8 protein-coding genes are annotated in these 18539 nt (G+C 71.3%); all 8 read left to right on the plus strand.

Annotated elements, in window-relative coordinates:
• The first annotated feature begins 35 nt into the window (after nt 1-35).
• The 8 genes from ACWMMN_RS20185 (at nt 36) to ACWMMN_RS20220 (ending at nt 18528) form a co-directional block, all read left to right on the plus strand.
• Nucleotides 36-4406 carry an amino acid adenylation domain-containing protein gene (locus tag ACWMMN_RS20185; RefSeq protein WP_486423846.1) on the plus strand — a complete coding sequence of 1457 codons (4371 nt, stop codon included), beginning with the start codon at nt 36-38 and terminating at the stop codon, nt 4404-4406.
• The gene (locus ACWMMN_RS20190; RefSeq protein WP_486423847.1) at nt 4403-9880 is read left to right on the plus strand and encodes a non-ribosomal peptide synthetase; all 5478 of its coding nucleotides are present in this window, start codon (nt 4403-4405) and stop codon (nt 9878-9880) included. Before ACWMMN_RS20185 ends, ACWMMN_RS20190 begins: the two co-directional genes overlap by 4 nt.
• Nucleotides 9877-10929 (plus strand): Gfo/Idh/MocA family oxidoreductase, encoded by a 1053-nt coding sequence (locus tag ACWMMN_RS20195; protein ID WP_486423848.1) that lies wholly within the window; start codon nt 9877-9879, stop codon nt 10927-10929. The genes ACWMMN_RS20190 and ACWMMN_RS20195 overlap by 4 nt, the downstream gene beginning before the upstream one ends.
• Nucleotides 10926-12653, plus strand: a complete 1728-nt coding sequence (locus ACWMMN_RS20200; RefSeq protein ID WP_486423849.1) for an ABC transporter ATP-binding protein — start codon at nt 10926-10928, stop codon at nt 12651-12653. Before ACWMMN_RS20195 ends, ACWMMN_RS20200 begins: the two co-directional genes overlap by 4 nt.
• On the plus strand, nt 12653-14422 hold the full coding sequence (locus tag ACWMMN_RS20205; protein ID WP_486424083.1) for an ABC transporter ATP-binding protein: 1770 nt from the start codon (nt 12653-12655) through the stop codon (nt 14420-14422). Before ACWMMN_RS20200 ends, ACWMMN_RS20205 begins: the two co-directional genes overlap by 1 nt.
• A gap of 113 nt (nt 14423-14535) precedes the next feature.
• Nucleotides 14536-16752, plus strand: a complete 2217-nt coding sequence (locus ACWMMN_RS20210; RefSeq protein ID WP_155627263.1) for a TonB-dependent siderophore receptor — start codon at nt 14536-14538, stop codon at nt 16750-16752.
• Nucleotides 16752-17015 (plus strand): hypothetical protein, encoded by a 264-nt coding sequence (locus ACWMMN_RS20215; RefSeq protein WP_059239414.1) that lies wholly within the window; start codon nt 16752-16754, stop codon nt 17013-17015. Before ACWMMN_RS20210 ends, ACWMMN_RS20215 begins: the two co-directional genes overlap by 1 nt.
• A gap of 1 nt (nt 17016) precedes the next feature.
• Nucleotides 17017-18528: a PepSY-associated TM helix domain-containing protein gene (locus ACWMMN_RS20220; protein WP_486423850.1), complete on the plus strand. Its 1512-nt coding sequence runs from the start codon at nt 17017-17019 to the stop codon at nt 18526-18528.
• The last annotated feature ends 11 nt before the right edge of the window (nt 18529-18539 follow it).

Below are 18539 nucleotides of genomic sequence, written 5' to 3' on the forward strand. Positions count from 1 at the left end.
GACCCGCCGTCGAACGACCCATACAAGGCGTGCCCATGAGCCAGACCGCTGTCGATTCCAGTACCGACCATTCCGATCCTTCCTGTTGTTCTCCCGCTGACTTTCGCTCGCAGCTCGTCGCGTTGATCGCGGCGCTGCTCGACGAATCCGTCGATGAAATCGCGTCGCTCGACGATGACGAGGACCTGCTGAGCTGCGGCCTCGATTCGATCCGGCTGATGTATCTGCAGACGCGCGTGAGCCGGCTCGGCTACGCGCTGACGTTCGATGCGCTCGCGCGCACGCCGACGCTCGGCGCGTGGGTCGCGTTGCTGGCGAGCGCGCCGCGTATCGCGCACGCGGCCCCCGACGCCACGGCTGCGGATGTCGACGTGCATGCGCCGTTCGATCTGTCCGCGGTGCAGCAGGCGTACTGGCTCGGCCGCGGTGATGGCGAAGTGCTCGGTAACGTGAGCTGTCACGCATTTCTCGAATTCCGCAGCCACGCAATCGATCCCGTTCGTCTCGACGCGGCATGCCGGCAAGTGCGCGAGCGTCATCCGATGCTGCGCGCGCGTTTCGACGGCGGCCGTCAGCAGATCCTCGCCGAACCGGATGCGCCGGTGTTCGCGCATGCGGACTGGCGTGGCAAGACTGCCGCCGATGCGGAAACCGAATGGGCGTCGCTGCGCGCGTTCCGGTCGCACGAATGTCTCGACGTCGAGCACGCGCAAGTCTTCATGATGGGGCTCGCGCAGATGCCTGGCGGCGAGGATCGCGTGTGGCTGAGCGTCGACCTGCTCGCGGCCGACGTGGACAGCGTCCGGCTGCTGATGCAGGAGATCGGCGTCGCGTATGCCGAGCCGTCGACGTTGCCCGATGCGCCGTCGACGTGGTTCCCGGCCTGGCTCGCGCGTCGCGCGGCCGATACGCGCGATGCGCGGGCCGCGGCGCGCGATGCCTGGCAGGCACGGCTCGCGACGCTACCGGAAGGGCCGGCGCTGCCGCTTGCCCGTGCGCCGGAAACGCTTCGCGCGCCGCGTTTCAGCCGCGTCACGCATACGCTGGGCACGGACGAGCTGGCACGTCTGCAGGCGCGGGCCGCGCAGCATGGCGTCACGCTGTCGTCGGTGTTCGGTGCGGCGTTCGCGGCGGTGCTCGCGCGCTGGAGTGGCCGGCACGCATTCCTGCTCAACGTGCCGCTGTTCGACCGGCACGGCGACGCGCCCGATCTGGGCCGCGTGATCGCCGATTTCACGACACTGCTGCTCGTCGAATGCGACGTGCAAGCCGACGCGAGCGCGGCCGACGCGGTGCGCGCATTCCAGCAGCGGCTGCACGGCGCGATCGCGCACGCCGCGTATCCGGCGCTCGACGTGCTGCGCGACGCGCGTCGGCAGGGCACGCCGCGCGCGGCGCCCGTCGTGTTCTCGTGCAATCTCGGCGACGCGCCGTTCGTGCCCGATGCGTTCGCGAACGTGTTCGGCGGGCTGCACGACATGATTTCGCAGACGCCCCAAGTGTGGCTCGATCATCAGCTCTATCGCGTGCCGGACGGCGCGCTGCTCGCATGGGACAGCGTGGACGGCCTGTTTCCGGACGGGATGGTCGATGCGATGTTCGGCGCGTATGTCGCGCTCGTGCAGGCGCTGTGCGATCGCGACTGGCGGCTGCCGGTCGCGGTCGAGCTGCCGTCCGCGCAGCGTCGTGTCCGCGATACGCTCAACGCATTGCCCGCGCCGGGCCGCGCACGCACGCTGCAGCGCGACTTCTTCGCGTTGGCCGCACGCGAGCCGGCCGCTGTCGCGTTGCGATGCGGCGAGCATGTCGTGACGCGCGGCGAACTGGCCACGCGGGCGCTCGCGATCGCCGGCGGCTTGCGCGCGGCGGGGATCGGGCACGGCGATGCCGTCGAGATCAGTCTGCCGCGCGGGCCTGCACAGGTCGCCGCCGTGTTCGGCGTACTGGCTGCGGGCGCGTGCTACGTGCCGCTCGACATCGCGCAACCGGTCGCGCGCAAGGCGTTGATCGAGCGTGCGGCGGGCGTGAAGGTCGCGATCGGCGACACGGCGCGCGCGGATGCGCCGGTGCCGCATCTCGGCATTGCGGCGCTGATGCGGCATGCGCCGCTGGCCGCGCCGCTTGCGGTCGCGCCGCAGGCGACGGCCTACGTGATCTACACGTCCGGTTCGACGGGCGTGCCGAAGGGCGTCGAGATGACGCACGCGGCGGCGATCAACACGATCGATGCGATCGATGCGCTGCTCCGCGTGAACGCGGACGACCGGCTGCTCGCGGTGTCGGCGCTCGACTTCGACCTGTCGGTCTACGACCTGTTCGGCGCACTGGGCGCCGGCGCCGAACTCGTGCTGCCGACGCAGGACGAAGCGCGCGACGCCGCGCGCTGGATCGAACTGATCGAGCAGCACCGCGTGACGCTGTGGAATTCGGCGCCCGCGTTGCTGGAAATGGCGCTGGCCGTGCCGGCTATGCGCGACACGTGCCGCAGCGTGCGCGCGGCGCTGCTGTCCGGCGACTGGATCGCACTCGACCTGCCGGCGCGCCTGCGCGAACGCTGTGGCGATGCGTGCGCGTTCCATGCGCTCGGCGGCGCGACCGAGGCCGGCATCTGGTCGAACGTGCAGACGGTGCGCGACGTGCCGTCGCACTGGCGTTCGATTCCGTATGGCCGGCCGTTGCCGGGGCAGGCGTATCGCGTCGTCGATGCCGACGGCCGCGATGTGCCCGACTACGTGCCGGGTGAACTGCTGATCGGCGGCGACAGTCTCGCGCGCGGCTACCGGAACGATCCCGAACTGACCGCGCAGCGCTTCGTGCAGCACGCGTCGGGCCGCTGGTACCGTACCGGCGATCGCGGCCGCTACTGGCCGGACGGGACCCTCGAATTCCTGGGGCGCGAGGATCGGCAGGTGAAGGTGCGGGGGCACCGGATCGAACTCGGCGAGATCGAGGCGGCGCTGGCTGCGCATCCGCAGATCGACGGTGCGTGCGCGGGCGTCGTCAATGGCGACGCCGCGCGCATCGCCGCGGCGTTCGTGCCGGCCGATCGCGCAGCGGACACGGTGCCGTCATCGCTCGCGGATGCCGGCATGGCCGATACGATGCCCGCGGAAGCGGCCGTTGCGCGTGCCGTCGCCGACCGGCTGCTCGACGGCGACGCGGGCCTGCCGCCTTCGCTGCGCGCGTATTGGCGCGGCAAGGGCGACGTATCGATCGCCATCGACGGCGCGCTCGACCTGCTCGACTGGTATGCGACCGATCTCGACGATCTGACGGCATCGCTGCGCGCGCTTGCCGTCGATCCGGACACCGCCGCGCAGCGCGTGTCGCTCGATCCGCGCGTGGCGCCCCTTGCGTTCGCGACGCGCTTGCCGGACGGCGCCCGGGCGCTGCGCGAGATTGCCGGTGCGCTGGAGGCGCAGTCCGCTGCGCGCACGGGCGTGTTGCGGGTCGCGGTGCTCGACGCCCGCGCCGGGCAATGGTTCGACGCGGGCCTCGACGTGCTCGACGATCCGCGCTTCGACGTGACGCTGTTCGACGTGTCGCCGGGTCTGCTGCACACCGCCCAGGCACGCTTCACGCGAACGAGGCCCGCGCTCCAGACGATGCAGGACGGCTTGCTGCGCGCGCGTCATCTCGGCGAATTCGATTGCGTGATCAGTTTCGCGGCCGCGCACCTGCGCGACGATCCGCGCGATACGTTCAGGATCGCGGCTGCGCTGCTGGCGCAGGATGGCCGCCTGCTGCTCGCCGACGTGCTGCGCGATTCGCCGCTGCGCGAACTCGTCGCGAGCGTGACGGCCGACGCGTCGCTGCCGCGGCCGTTCGCGGACGAAGCGATCGCCGCGGCGGCACATGCGTGCGGCTTTGCACTCGATGCACGGAGCTGGCGCTCGACCGCATTCGCGTGCATCGATGCGCGTCGCACCGGCGAGCCGGTCGTACAGGCGGCGCTGGCCGGGTGGCTGCGCGACCGGTTGCCCGACGCGATGCGTCCCGATGCGCTGTGGTGCGTGCCGCGCTGGCCGCTCAACGCGAACGGCAAGATCGATCGCCGGGCAGTCGGGGATGCGCTGGCGCGAGCGCTCGGCGATGCGCCGGCCGCGCACGACGCGTTCGTACCGGCTGACGAACGGCAAGCGACGCTGCTCGCGTGCTGGGAGCACGCACTCGGCCGCCCGGCAAACGCGCGTGACGCGACGTTCTTCGCGCTCGGTGGCGACAGCCTGCTCGCGACGCGCCTGCTCGCGCAGCTGCGCGAGCGGCTCGGCGTGCGGATCGGGATGGCCGCGTTCTACCGGCAGCCGACGCTCGCCGGTCTGGCCGCGCAGATTGACGACCTGGCGTCGGCCACGCAAGCCGCTGGCGATGCATCGGTCGCGACGATCGAGGAGGGTGTGCTGTGAGCTTCGACGACGTGCTCGATCTCTGTCGCGAACGACAGATCGAACTGTGGTGCGACGACGGCGGCCAGTTGCGCTATCGCGCACCGGCCGGCGCGCTCGATGCGGATCTCGCCGCGCGCATCAAGGCCGAACGCGATGCGTTCGTCCGCTTCCTGCAGGAAGGCGCGTGGCGCAGCGATCCGGCACGCCAGCATGAACGGTTCGCGCTGACGCCGGTACAGGCCGCATACGTGCTCGGCCGGCACGAATCGTTCGAGTTCGGCGGCAGCGCATGCCATCTGTACGTCGAATACGACGAACGGAAGGATCTCGACTGCGTGCGCTTCGAAGCCGCGTGGAATGCGTGCGTGGCGCGCCATCCGATGCTGCGCGCGATCGTCGAGGACAACGCATGGCAACGCGTGCTGCCCGACGTGCCGTGGCAGCGGCTCACCGTGCACGACCTGCGCGAGGCCGGTGCGAATGCATTCGACGCCCACGTGAGCCGCGTGCGCGAGCGGCTCGACCATGCGGTGCACGCGCTCGATCGCTGGCCGGTGCTGCAGCCGGAAGTGAGCCTCGGGCCGGATGGCGCGGTGTTGCACCTGTCCGTCGATTTCACGCTGATCGACTACGCGAGCCTGCAATTGCTGCTCGCCGAATGGCGGCGCCGCTACGACGATCCGCAGTGGCGGCCCGCGCCGCTCGACGCGACGTTTCGCGACTATGTCGTTCATGAAGCACAGGCCGGCATGCGTGCCGACCATGCACGCGACAAGGCGTGGTGGCTTGCCCGTATCGACGATCTGCCTGCGCGTCCCGATCTGCCGGTGCTGCCCGCGCTGCGAACCGGCGCGCGGTCGCGCTTCACGCATCGGCATGCACGGCTCGATCACGCGCAATGGACTTCGCTGAGCGGTCAAGCGAGCCGCTTCGGCCTGAGTGCGGCGAGCGTTGCGCTGGCCGCGTTCGCCGAGATCGTCGGCCGCTGGAGCCAGTCGCCGGCCTTCTGCCTGAACCTGACCGTGCTGAACCGCCCGCCCGTGCATCCGCGCATCGACGCGGTGCTCGGCGATTTCACCGCGCTGAGCCTGCTCGCCGTCGACGCGACGCACGGGCGCGATTTCGTCGAGCGTGCCCGCACGATCGGCGCGCGGATGTTCGACGATCTCGACCATCGCGCGTTCACCGGCGTCGACGTGATGCGCGAACTCGCGCGGCGGCGCGGCAAGGATGCGGCGTTGATGCCGGTGGTGTTCACGAGCGGCATCGGCAGCGTCGGCCGCCTGCTCGGCGAGCAGGCGGTGCGCGCGGAACCGCCGCGCTACATGATCAGCCAGACGCCGCAGGTGTGGCTCGACTGCCAGGTGACCGACCAGTTCGGCGGGCTGGAAATCGGCTGGGACGTGCGCGACGACCTGTTTCCGGACGGCATGCCGTCCGCGATGTTCGACGCGTACGTCGCGCTGCTGGGCCGGCTTGCCGACGATGCCGAATGGTGGTCGCACGCAGGCGATCTCGTGCTGCCGTCCGCCGCGCCGGCCGCCGGCGTGCATCCCGAAGCGGACACGCATATCGCGGCCGGGTTTGCCGCGCAGGCGTTGCGTACGCCCGATGCGCCGGTCGTGATCGATGCGCAGGGCGCACGCACGTTCCGGGATGTCGCGCAACACGCGGCGGCGCTGCGTACCGCACTCGAACTGGCCGGCGTCGGCGTGGGCGATACGGTTGCGGTGCTGATGCCGAAGTGCGCGCACCAGCTCGCGGCCGTGCTCGCGATCGTCCAGGCGGGCGCCGCCTACGTGCCGGTCGACAGCCGCCAGCCGGCGCTGCGGCAACACGCGATCCTGCGCAATGCGCGGGTGCGTGCGGTCGTGAGCGTCCAGGCGCTGGACTTCGAACATGAAGGGTGCGCACGCATCGATATCGATGCGTTGCCGCCCGATCCGCAATGGCCGCCGCGCGCCGCGCGCGATATCGACGGCGACGCGCTGGCTTACGTGATCTACACGTCGGGCTCCACCGGCGAACCGAAGGGCGTGATGCTGAGCCACGCGGCCGTGTGCAACACGCTCGCCGACATCAGCGCGCGTCATGCGGTCGGCGCGGGCGACGTGGTGCTGGGCCTTGCCGAGCTGAGCTTCGACCTGTCGGTCTACGATTTCTTCGGCGCGACCGCGCGCGGCGCATGCATCGTGCTGCCCGATCCGGCGCGCGGCAACGATCCGTCGCACTGGGCCGAGCTGATGGTGCGCCATGTCGTGACGCTGTGGAACTCGGTGCCCGCACAGGGGCAAATGCTGATCGACTACCTCGAAGGCGAACCGGCGCTCGACGTGCCGGCCCCGCGCCGCGTGCTGTGGTCGGGCGACTGGATTCCGGTGACGCTGCCGGCCCGCTGGTGGCGCCGCTGGCCCGACTGCGCGCTGTTCAGCCTCGGTGGCGCGACCGAGGCGTCGATCTGGTCGATCGAGCATCCGATCCGGGTGGAGGACACACGGCTCGCGAGCATTCCGTACGGCCGCGCGCTGACCGGGCAGACGATGGAAGTGCTCGACGCACTCGGCCGGCCGTGCCCGCCCGGCGTGCGCGGCGAGATCCATATCGGCGGCGTCGGGCTCGCGACGGGCTACGCGAACGATCCCGCGCGAACGGCCGAACGCTTCATTCGTCATGCAGACGGACGGCGGCTGTACCGCACCGGCGATCTGGGGCGCGTGCGGTCCGACGGGGCGCTCGAATTCCTCGGGCGGCAGGACGATCAGGTGAAGATCCGCGGCTACCGGATCGAGCTGGCCGAGATCGATGCGGCGCTGACCGCGCATCCGCTCGTCGGCGCGGCCGCGACGATCGTGCTCGGCGAAGGCGCAGAGCGCCGTCTCGCGAGCTTCGTGGCGCTGCACGGCGGTGAGCCGGCGGTGTCCGCGCAGGACGATGCGCTGCACGAAGTCACGACGCACGTGCGTGCCGGGTTCGACGCCGTGCGCTGGCCCGCACAGGCGGACGTGTCGCGCTCGGTCGCGCAGCTCGAAACGGCCTGCGTTGCATCGTTGGCCGCGTGGATCGTGCCGGCGGGCGGCTTGACGGCCGACGACGCGACCGGTTTCGCGACGCTGTGCGAGCGGCTGCGTGTGCCGCCCGCCCGCCAGCATCTGCTGCGCAACTGGCTCGCGATGCTCGATGCGCACGGCGTGCTGAACGCGGACGCCGAAGGCGGCTGGCGCATGCGGCCTGACGCCAGCCTCGCCGACGCGTCCGCATGCTGGGACGCATTCGCGCAGCATGCGTCGCCCGATCTGTGGCCGGCCGTGCTCGTCGATTATTTCCGCGACAGCGCGGGATGCCTCGAGGCGCAGGTGGACGGCAGCGTATCGCCGGCCGGCCTGATGTTCCCGGAAGGCGCGTCGCATATCGCCGAAGCGATGTACAGCGACGGCGAACACGCCCGCGCGCTGCATCGCGGGATGGCGCAGGCCGTACGTGCAGTCGTCGCGCGCGAGCCGCAGCGTACGTGGCGCATCCTCGAAATCGGCGCGGGAACCGCCGCCGCGACGCGTGCGATCGTCGCTGCGCTCGCGCCGCTGGTCGAAGCCGGTACGCGCATCGACTATCTGTTCAGCGACGTGTCGAGCTACTTCCTCGCGGCTGCGCGTGAACGCTTTGCCGGGTATCCGTGGATGCGGTTCGTGCGCTTCGACATGAATGCGCCGTTCGACGCGCAGGGCATTGCGCCGCATTCGGTCGACATGGCGATCAGCTCCGGCGCGCTGAACAACGCGCGCGACACGGTCGCGCTGATCGCCGGCATGCGTGCGCTCTCGGCGGCCGATGCGTGGTGGGTGATCCAGGAACTGACGGCCGAGCATCCGGAGATCAGCATCAGCCAGGGGCTGATGATGGAGACGCCGGACGACGCGCGGGCCACGGCGGCGCGACTGTTCGTGCCGCACGCGCAATGGCTCGAATGGCTGCAGGCGGAGGCGGGCGATCTGGCGCTCGGCTGCGTCGCGCCCGGCACGCCGCTCGCCGCGCTCGGCTACGACATCCTGCTCGCGCACGTGAAGCGCGGCGCGGCACGCATCGCGCCCGATACGCTGCTGTCGTTCGTGGCCGAGCGCGTGCCGGGCTACATGGTGCCGACGCAACTGCGCGTGCTCGAACGCCTGCCCGTGACCGCGAACGGCAAGATCGACCGCCGTACGCTGGCCGGCATCGCCGATATCCGCGAACCGGAGCCGGCCGTGGCCCGGCCGGTGCCGACACAGGCTGCCGATCCGCTGCTGGCACGTCTGACCGGATTGTGGGAAACCGTGCTCGATACGCGCAACGTCACGCCGGATCAGGACTTCTTCGCCGCGGGCGGCGATTCGCTGCTGATCGCACAGCTCGTGTCGCGGCTGCGCGGCGAGGAGCCGCTCGCACAGGCGCATCCGTTCGACCGGCTGCTGCGCTGGGTGCTCGCGCAGCCGACGCCGGCCGCGTTCGCGCAGTGCCTGCGCGATGCGGGCGAACCGCCGCTGGGCGCGACGTCGGCGGCCGCACCTGCCAAGCCGCGCGCGATGCATGCATCGACGGTCGTCCATGCGCCGGCGCCGCGCATGCGCGCCGACGTGCGGCCGATTCCGCTCGCGCCGGGCGCCGGCGTGCCGCGCGTGATCGTGCACGAAGGGCTCGGCACCGTGCATGCCTATCGTCCGGTGATGCCCGCGCTTGCGCGGCTCGGCCCGGTGCTCGGCTTCGCGGTGCGCGATGCGCAGGACTATCTCGACCTGCCGGCGCGCCACCTGAACGCGACGCTTGGCCGGCGCTACGCGGATGCGCTGTGGCGCAGCGGCGTGCGCGAGGTCGACGTGCTCGGCTACTGCTCGGGCGGGCTGGTCGCGCTGGAAATGGCGAAGTCGCTGGTGCAGCTCGGCGTCGCGGTGCGCACGCTCGACATCGTATCGAGCTACCGGATTCCCTACCTGATCGAGGATGAACGGCTCGTGCTGTTCAACTTCGCGGCGACGCTCGGGTTGCCGCTCGACGCGCTCGGTTTTCCGGAAACGTATGTGCTGGCCGACGCGCTTGCCGATGCACTGAAGGCCGATTCCGCGCGGCTCGCGCCCGGCAGCCTGCAGGCGCAGCTGGAAATCTTCGGCGATCGCTGCGAACCGCTCGACGGGCTGCGCCGCCGCGTGTTGCGCGCCGCGGCCGGCCTGTCGATGCAGGACGAGGTCGCGCATCCGCTGCTCGACGAGCGCGAACGGCTGTACCGGCTCTTCATGCATTCGGTGCAGGCATGCCATTGGGCCGGCGATGCGCCGTATGCGGGCGCGCTGCGGCTGTTCGTGCCGGAGCGTTGCAATCCGCTGATTCCGCAGCAGCGCGCGGCGCTCACCGAGTACTGGGCAGCGCAGGCGCTCGGCGGCATCACGGCCGTCGATATCCCCGGCGGTCATTTCGACTGCCTGAACGCCGCGTTTGTCGACACCCGCCTGAAGGAGGCACGATGAAGGTCCATCCGCTGCCGGTCGTCGTGGCCGGTTCCCGTTTCGGTCAGTTCTATGCGGCGGGCCTCACGGCGTCCGGTTCATATCACGTCGCCGGCATTCTCGGTCGGGGCAGCGCGCGCACGGCCGCATTGGCGGCGCGTGTCGGTGCGCCCGTATTCGAGCGCGTCGATGCGTTGCCGGACGACGTGCGCGTGGCATGCGTTGCAGTCGGCGGCGCGGCGCGCGGGGCGGAAGGCGCTGCGCTCGCGTGCCGGCTGCTCGAACGCGGGATCGACGTCGTGATCGAGCATCCGTTGCTGCCCGACGAATGGGACTCCGTGCTGCGCACCGCATCGCGTCACGGCCGCCGTTGCCTGCTGAACAGTTTCTACCCGAACCTGCCGGTCGTCGCGCGCTTCATCGCGGTCGCACGCCGGTTGTGCGAGACGAGCGCGCCCGTGCATGCGGATGTCGTGTGCTCGGTGCAGGCGAGCTACGCAGCGCTCGACGTGCTCGCGGCGGCCTTGCAGGGCGTCGGGCCGTGGTCGGTCGAGCCGGTCGGGCCGGCGCTGTCGTCGATGCGCGAATGCGCGATGGTGCTGGCCGAAACGCCGGTGTCGCTGCGCGTGCACAACGAGATGGCAGCGGCCGACGACGGCCGGATGAGCGTGCTGTTCGGCATCACGCTGACGACGGACTCGGGTACGTGGACGCTCGCGTCGCCGCACGGTCCGCTATGGTGGGCGCCCGCGCTGCGCGAGCCGGCGACGGACGAGGACGGGCTGTTCCCGATTTTCGGCAATCCGGCGGGCGACGACCTGCCGAGCATCCAGATCTGCGACGACGCACAGGACACGTGGGGCGAGATTCATGCGCGCTGCTGGCCGCAGGCGGCCGTGCGCGCGGTCGACCGGCTCGTGTCCGGCGAGGGGCTGCACGCGAGCAACCAGCGCAGCATCGACGTGACGCGCGTCTGGCAGCAGCTGACCGCGCAACTCGGTTTTCCGGCACAGCCGCCGGGCGACGCGTGCGCCGCGACGCTCGGCATGCTGCTGGAGCGTGCCGCATGAAAGGACCGTTGCTTTCGATGTTGCGGCCGTTCGCGGGTCTGCTCGCCACGGCGGTGGTGCTGCAGGCGCTGGCCGGCATCGCGTCGCTCGTGCCGTGGCTCGCGCTTGCTCGGCTCGCCGATGCATGGCGCGTGTCGCCTCGGCTCGACGCAGCGTCGCTCGGCTGGCTCGTCGCGGCCGTGGCGGCCGGCGTGTGCTGGCTGGGCGGCCAGACGGCCGCGCTGCACCTGACGCACCGCGTCGACGCCGATCTCTGCGATCGCCTGCGCAAGCGCCTCGCCGATCATCTGCAGCGTTTGCCGCTCGGCTGGTTCGCCCGCGCGGGCAGCGACCGCGTCGCACGTCATGTCGACCAGGACGTGCGCGCGCTGCACCAGCTCGTCGCGCATGCGCCGGCCGATATCACGCAGCTCGTCGTCGTGCCGTGCGCGGCGCTGGCGTGCCTGCTCGACCTGAATCCCGCGCTGCTCGCGTTCGCGCTCGTGCCGCTCGCCGGCGGTGCCGCGCTGTTCCGCTGGATGCGCTCGGCGCGGTTCGCGCCGGCCGTCGCGTCACGCAACGCAGCGCTCGAACAATTGATGGGCGACTACGCGCAGCTCGCGCAGAACCCGGCGCTCGTGCGGCAGTATCCGGGCGCGGGCATCGAGGCGGCCGCGCTGGCGTCGACCGGGCGCTTCGAACAGGCGTTTTCGGCGTGGGTCGGCCGCGTCGGCGGCCCCGGCGCATGCACGCAAGTGCTGCTCGGCACGCCGTTCCTGCTCGCGTGGGTCGTGTTCGGCGCGACGTGGCTCACGGCCGGGCAGTTGCCGGTCGGCGAACTGTGCGCGTTTGCACTGCTGATCTGGGCGGTCGCGGCGCCGGTGCGCGCGCTCGGCCACGGTGCCGATGCGTTGCGCGAGGCACGCGCCGCTGCTGCACGCCTCGATGCGTTGCTCGCGCAGCCGGGCCTGCCCGAGCCTGTCGAAGGCGCGGCACAGGTGCCGCGCGATGCGTCGGTCGAGCTGCGCGGCGTGCATGTCGACATCGACGGCACGCCGATCCTGCACGACATCGACGCGACGATCGCGGCCGGCTCGACCACCGCGATCGTCGGACCGTCGGGCGCGGGCAAGAGCACGCTGCTGATGCTGCTCGCGCGCTTCATGGATCCGGACCGCGGCACGGTGCGGATCGGCGGCGCCGATCTGCGGCTGCTCGCGGCGGAGCGGCGGCGTGAACAGGTCGCGATGGTATTCCAGCAAGCCACCGCGCTCGACGTGTCGATCGCGGCGAACATCGCGATTTACCGGCCCGATGCCGATCGCGATGCGATTCGCGCCGCTGCGCGCGCGGCCTGCCTCGACGAACGCATCGACGCGTTGCCGGGCGGCTACGACTGCCTATGCGGGCGCGACGTGCGCCTGTCCGGCGGAGAACTGCAGCGGCTGTCGATTGCTCGCGCGCTGCTGTCGCCTGCACCGTTGCTGCTGCTCGACGAACCGGCATCGGCGCTCGATCCGCAAACCGGGCGGGCATTGCGCCACGCGCTGCGCAGCGACGCGCGCACGCGCACGCGCGTGATCGTCAGCCACGAGCTCGACGCGATCCGGCACGCCGACCAGATTCTCGTGATGGAGCGCGGCCGGATCGTCGAGCGCGGCACGCATGCGGCGCTGCTGGCCGCACGCGGGCTGTATGCGCGGCTATGGCGCGAACGCGGTGCCGCAGGCGGGGAGGCCGCATGATGACGAAATCGCTCAAACGTTTGCAGTGCCTGCCGCGCGACACGCGCCGCGCGCTGTGGTGCGGTGCCGGCTGGGCGGTGGCCGCTGCGTTGCTCGACGGCGCCTGCGGGCTGCTGCTCGTGCCGCTGATCCGCGCATGGTTCGCCGGCGCGCACGCGGTTGCGTTGCACTGGACCGTCGCGCTCGGCGCGCTGACGCTGTGCCACGCGGTCGTGCTGTACGTCGCGCAACGCGGCGGCTATCGCGCGGGCGGCGCACTGGCGACCGGTCTCGTCGATCGCCTCGTGCGGCACCTGCCGCGCCTCGCGTCGTGGCAGACCGTGCGCGACAGTCATCCGGCCGGGCTGCTGCGCGGGCCCGTCATGCAGGCGATGGGCATTCCCGCCCACCTGCTCGGGCCGCTGATCGGCGCGGTGGTGACGCCGCTCGCGGTCGTCGCGGGGCTCGCGTGGCTCGACTGGCGCATCGCGCTGTGCCTCGCGGCCGCAGCCGTGCTGCTGTTTGCGCTGCTGGAGCGCGGCGGCGCGCGCACGCTCGCGTCCGAACAGGAGCGTGCGGCCGGCGATCGCGACATGGCCGTGCAGCTTCAGACGTTCGCCGCGCATCAGGGGCTGCTGCGCTTCGCGGGCCGGGAAGGCGACGCGCGCGCGGCGCTGCAGCGCGCGTTCGACGAACAGCATCGCCGCACGCGTGCGCTGATGCGGCGCTCGCTGCCGATCGAGCTGGGTTTCGCGGGCGCGGTGCAAGCTGTGTTCGTCGCGATGCTGGCCGGCGGCACGTGGGCCGTCGCGGCCGGCCGGCTCGATGCGGCGACGGCCGTTGCGGTGCTCGTGCTGCTCGTGCGCTTCATCGAGCCGCTCGCCCAGCTCACGCAGCTCGACCAGGCGCTGCGCGGCGGCTGGCGCGCGCTCGACACGGTGCTCGCGGTGCTGCACGCGCCGCGCTTCGACAGCCCCGAGCGCGGCACGCCGGTGCACGATGCGAGCGTCGACGCGGTGCGCGTCGGCTATCGCTCGGCCGGCGGAACGACGCTGCTCGACGGGATCGACCTGCACTGCCCGGCGGGCGGCTTCGTCGCGATCGTCGGCCCCACGGGGGCGGGCAAGAGCACACTGCTCGGCCTGCTCGCGCGGCTCGACGATCCGAGTACCGGGCGCGTGCTGCTCGGCCGCTCCGACGTGCGGCACCTGAGCGAAGCGACGCTCGCCGCGACGCGCAACCTCGTGTTCCAGGACAACGGGCTGTTTCGCGGCAGCCTGGCGTGGAACGTGCGGATGGGGCGGCCGGACGCAACCGATGCCGAGCTGCGTGCTGTGCTGGACGCGGTCGGCCTGCTGCGCGACGCCGAGCGGCTGCCGGACGGCCTCGACACCGACGTGGGGCCGGGCGGCCAGTTGCTGTCGGGCGGGCAGCGGCAGCGGGCCTGCCTCGCACGTGCGCTGCTGGCGCGGGCGCCGGTGCTGATGTTCGACGAGCCGACCGCGAGCCTCGACGAACTGAGCGCGCGGCGTGTGCGCGACAGTCTCGTCGCGTTGCGCGGGCAGCGCACGCGCATCGTCGTCACGCACCAGCCGGCGCTCGCGGCGGCGGCCGACACGATCGTCGTGCTCGATGGGGGCCGCGTGCGGGCGACCGGCACGCATGCACAGCTCTTGGAAGCGGATGGGTGGTACGCGGCCTTCGCCCGCGCGGGACACCCGCATGACGCGGCGTCACCGGCTGGCGCCGGTGCGGACGAAGCAACCCGCCCGGCCGAATCCGAACACTGACGTGAACAATGCGGGCCGGCGTGCCCGGAATCGATAGGAAAAGCCCCTCGATCGAAAAATCGCCCGCCGGTTCTAATTGATAATGAGAATGATTATCAAATACGGGGGCGTGAATGCGGTACGAGGTACGGGAACCTGGGAGATCGATGATGAAGGGCGCACGAGCCGCCCGTTTCGGGCGCTGGCGCCCGTCGCTGTATCTCGGCCTGCTGATCGCCGCGCATCCGGCGGCGGCATTCGCCGATGCGGCGCCGGCAGCCGGCGCGGAGGTCAAGCAGGAAGCGGCGGCCGCGGCGCCCGCCGCGGGCGAGCTGAAGGCGATTGCGGTGAACGCCTCGCGCGGCGTGGGCGACGATCCGTCGGTGGCGACGGTCGGCAAGATGCCGCTCGCGTTGCGGGAGATTCCGCAGTCGGTCAGCGTGACGACGCGCGAGCGGATCGACCAGCAGAACCTGTTCTCGCTCGACGAGGTGATGCAGCAGTCGGCCGGCGTGACCGTTCAGCCGTACGTACTGCTCACCACCGCGTACTTCGTGCGCGGCTTCAAGGTCGATTCATTCGAATTCGACGGCGTGCCGGTCGTGATCGGCGACATGGCGAGCGCGCCGCAGGACATCTCGGTGTACGAACGCGTGGAAATCCTGCGCGGCGCGAACGGGCTGCTGCACGGCTCGGGCAATCCGGCCGCGACGGTCAACCTGGTGCGCAAGCGCCCGCAATACCAGTTCTCCGCGCACGCGAGCGTGAGCGTCGGCAGCTGGGACCGCTATCGCGCGGAAGCCGACATCGGCGGGCCGCTCAACGCGGCCGGCACCGTGCGCAGCCGGCTCGTCGCCGCGTACGAGGATCGCCATTTCTTCTACGACCACGCGAAGCAGGACACGCGCTCCATCTACGGCGTCACGGAAGTCGACGTGACGCGCGACACGTTGCTCACGTTCGGTGCGCAGTACCAGACGACGTCGTCGGTGCCTGACATGTCCGGCGTGCCGATGGCGCGCGACGGGTCGAGCCTCGGCCTGTCGCGCTCGACGTTCCTCGATACCGCGTGGGGCCGTTTCAACTGGGACACGACGCGCGCGTTCGCGTCGGTGGAGCAGAAGCTCGGTGCCGGCTGGAAGGCGAAAGTGAGCGGCGAATACCAGAGCGTGCGCTCGGACCTGAAGTACGCGGGTTCGTTCGGCGCGATCGATCCGGCGACCGGCAACGGCGGCCGGCTGACCGGTGCGGCGTACCAGTTCAGCAGCTACAGCCGCAGCCTCGACGCGAACGTGCAGGGCCCCGTGCATGCGTTCGGGCTCACGCACGACCTGCTGTTCGGGCTCACCTACGCGAACAGCAGCAGCGGGCAGATGACGGCGCCGCTGCTCGGCGACGTGTCCGGCACGCCGGTGAACGTGTACCGCTGGAACCCGAGCAGCGTGCCCGAGCCCGGCATCGGGCCGTACCAGCAGTCGCAGCAGAACGACATTTCGCAGAAGGGCGTGTACGGGCTCGGCCGCATCAAGCTTGCGGAGCCCGTCACGCTCGTGCTCGGCGGCCGGATGAGCTGGTGGAACCAGGACAGCCTCGGCGCGCACTACAACACCGGCCACCAGTTCACGCCGTACGGCGGGCTGATCTGGGATTTCGCGCGCGACTGGTCGTGGTACGCGAGCTATGCGGAAGTGTTCCAGCCGCAGACCAAGTCGATGTGGGGCGGCGGCATCCTGACGCCGGTGAAGGGGCGCACCTACGAGACGGGGGTGAAGGGCGAACTGGCGGGCGGCAAGCTCAACGTGTCGCTCGCGGCGTTCCGCATCGATCTCGACAACAACCCGCAGGTCGACAACGCGCATCCGTGCGCGGGGCCGAGCTGCTACTACGTGAACGGCGGCAGCGTGCGCAGCCAGGGCTTCGAGTTCGAGGCGAACGGCCGCATCACCCCGTGGTGGAGCGTGTGGGCGAGCTACACGTACGACACGATGCGTTACGCGAACAATCTCGCGAACGCGGGGGCGTCGTTTTCGCCGCTGCTGAACCCGCGCCACCTGTTCCGGCTGTGGACCAACTACGACCTGCCGTGGCAGGAGCGGCGCTGGAGCATCGGCGGCGGCGTGCAGGTGCAGAGCAACTACTCGGCGCAGTCGAACGGCGTGACGATGACCCAGGGCGGCTACGCGCTCGCGAGCGTGCGGCTCGGCTACCGCTACGACAAGCACTGGAGCGCCGCGCTCAACGTCAACAACCTGTTCGACCGCAACTACTACCTGAGCCTGAGCCAGCCGGGCTGGAACAACCGTTACGGGGAACCGCGCAACGTGATGCTGACCGTGCGCGGGCAATTCTGATGGCGCTCGGCTGGGGCGCGCGGGCGGCAATCGCGATCGGTGGCGTGCTGCCGGGCGCGGTTGCGCTCGCGGTCACGCTGGCCCGTCATTACCCGGCCGACGGCCTGAACCGGCTCTACGCGGCCGTGCTGCTGACGCTCGTCGCGAGCGTCGCCGCGCTGCTGTGGGTGCTCGTCGCACCCGGAGCGCGGCAGGCCGCCTGGCGCGCGGGCGCGTGGCTCGCGGTGCTCGTGCCGTGCGCGGTGTGCTGGGGAGGGCACTGACATGGACGCTTCGTCGCGTTCGCGCTGGCGCGCGCTGCATCGCGGCGCCGGTGCGCTGTTCGGCGTGGTGCTGTTCGTCGTGCTGTTCAGCGGCACCTGGAGTCTCGCCTTCGATTCGATGCAGGGCTGGTGGCGGCCGCCGCCGGTCGCCGTCGCGCGGCCGACGCTGCCGCTCGATGCACTCGTCGCGCGCGCGGCGGCGCGCGGGGTCGCGTTGCGCGATGCGCGCATCGTGCTGCCGCAGCCGGCCGATCCGGCCATCCGTTTCTGCGACGCACGCCAGGCATGCACGCTCGCGCTCGATCCGGCCACGGGCGAGCCGCTGCCCGACGCGGGACGAGGGGCATTGATCGTCACGCTGCACAAGACGCTGTTCGCCGGGTTTCCCGGCCGCATCTTCGTCAGCCTGTGGGGCATCGTGCTGCTCGTGCTCATCGTCGCGGGCCTGGTCGTCCATCACCGGCGCTGGCCCGACGCGGCGCGCATCCGGCGCGGCCGCGGGTTGCGTGTCGCGCTGTTCGACCTGCACGCGTGGATCGGCCTGTGGGGGACGCCGTGGCTCGTGTTGTTCGCGTTCACCGGCGCGTTGTCGGGGCTCGGCGCGCTCGGCACGGTGTCGCTGGCAGGTGTTGCGTATCCGGGGCAGCCGCAGCGCGCATTCGCCGCACTGCTCGGCGGGCCGCCGCCCGTCGAGGCGGGCGGCCCGTGGCGGCACGCGCCCGAGCTCGACGCGCTGCTGCGGCGCGATGCGACACGCGTGCCCGGGTTCCGGCAAGAGGCCGTCGTGCTGCATCGCTGGGGCGACGCGAACGCGCGCATCGAGATTGCGGGTACGACTGCGGGCCTGCCGAGCACGGCCGTGTTCGAGCGTCACCTGTATCGCGCGGCGGACGGGCAATGGCTCGCGGACGCCACGTCGCGCGGCCGCGGCTTCTGGCTGCGCGCGTTTGTCGCGGTGCAGCCGCTGCATTTCGCGCAATACGGCTGGGTCGGCGCGACGGGCGGCGTGTTGCGCGTGCTGCATTTCCTGATGGGACTCGCCGCATGCGCGCTGTGCGCAACGGGGCTGCATCTGTGGATCGAGCGGCGGCGTGCACAGCGCGATCGTTCGGCCGACGCGCTGGCCGCCGTTGCGGTCGGCGCATGCGGCGGCCTCGTGCTGGCGGGCGGCGTGCTGCTGTTTGCCGGGCGCGCATTGCCCGACGGCGTGCATGTCGATCATGCGCTCGCGATGCTGTTCTGGGCCGTGTGGGGCGGCGCGATTGCGCTCGCGGCCTGTGTGGCCGAGCGCGCGGCAGGGCTGCGCGTCCTGATGCGGGCGGCCGGCGCGGCATACGGGCTGGCCGGCGCGACGCATTGCGCGATTGCGCTGCTTGGTGCCGCCCACCCGGTTTACTGGCCGATCGACGCGGCACTCGTCGCATTCGGCGCATTGCTGCTGCGGTCGGCTCGCCGTCCGCGGCGCGACGCCATGCAGGCCGCGCGCGTGCCGGCCGGCGCCGATTCTTTTTAACCTCATGCAAC

Source organism: Burkholderia cepacia complex sp. TUM26381 (assembly GCF_057439935.1).

Bases quoted from the DNA above. Each gene is read 5' to 3' on its own strand.
- ACWMMN_RS20195 (WP_486423848.1), top strand. From the start codon at position 9,877: ATGAAGGTCCATCCGCTGCCGGTCGTCGTGGCCGGTTCCCGTTTCGGT.
- ACWMMN_RS20205 (WP_486424083.1), top strand. From the start codon at position 12,653: ATGACGAAATCGCTCAAACGTTTGCAGTGCCTGCCGCGCGACACGCGC.
- ACWMMN_RS20215 (WP_059239414.1), top strand. From the start codon at position 16,752: ATGGCGCTCGGCTGGGGCGCGCGGGCGGCAATCGCGATCGGTGGCGTG.
- ACWMMN_RS20200 (WP_486423849.1), top strand. From the start codon at position 10,926: ATGAAAGGACCGTTGCTTTCGATGTTGCGGCCGTTCGCGGGTCTGCTC.
- ACWMMN_RS20220 (WP_486423850.1), top strand. From the start codon at position 17,017: ATGGACGCTTCGTCGCGTTCGCGCTGGCGCGCGCTGCATCGCGGCGCC.
- ACWMMN_RS20185 (WP_486423846.1), top strand. From the start codon at position 36: ATGAGCCAGACCGCTGTCGATTCCAGTACCGACCATTCCGATCCTTCC.
- ACWMMN_RS20210 (WP_155627263.1), top strand. From the start codon at position 14,536: ATGCGGTACGAGGTACGGGAACCTGGGAGATCGATGATGAAGGGCGCA.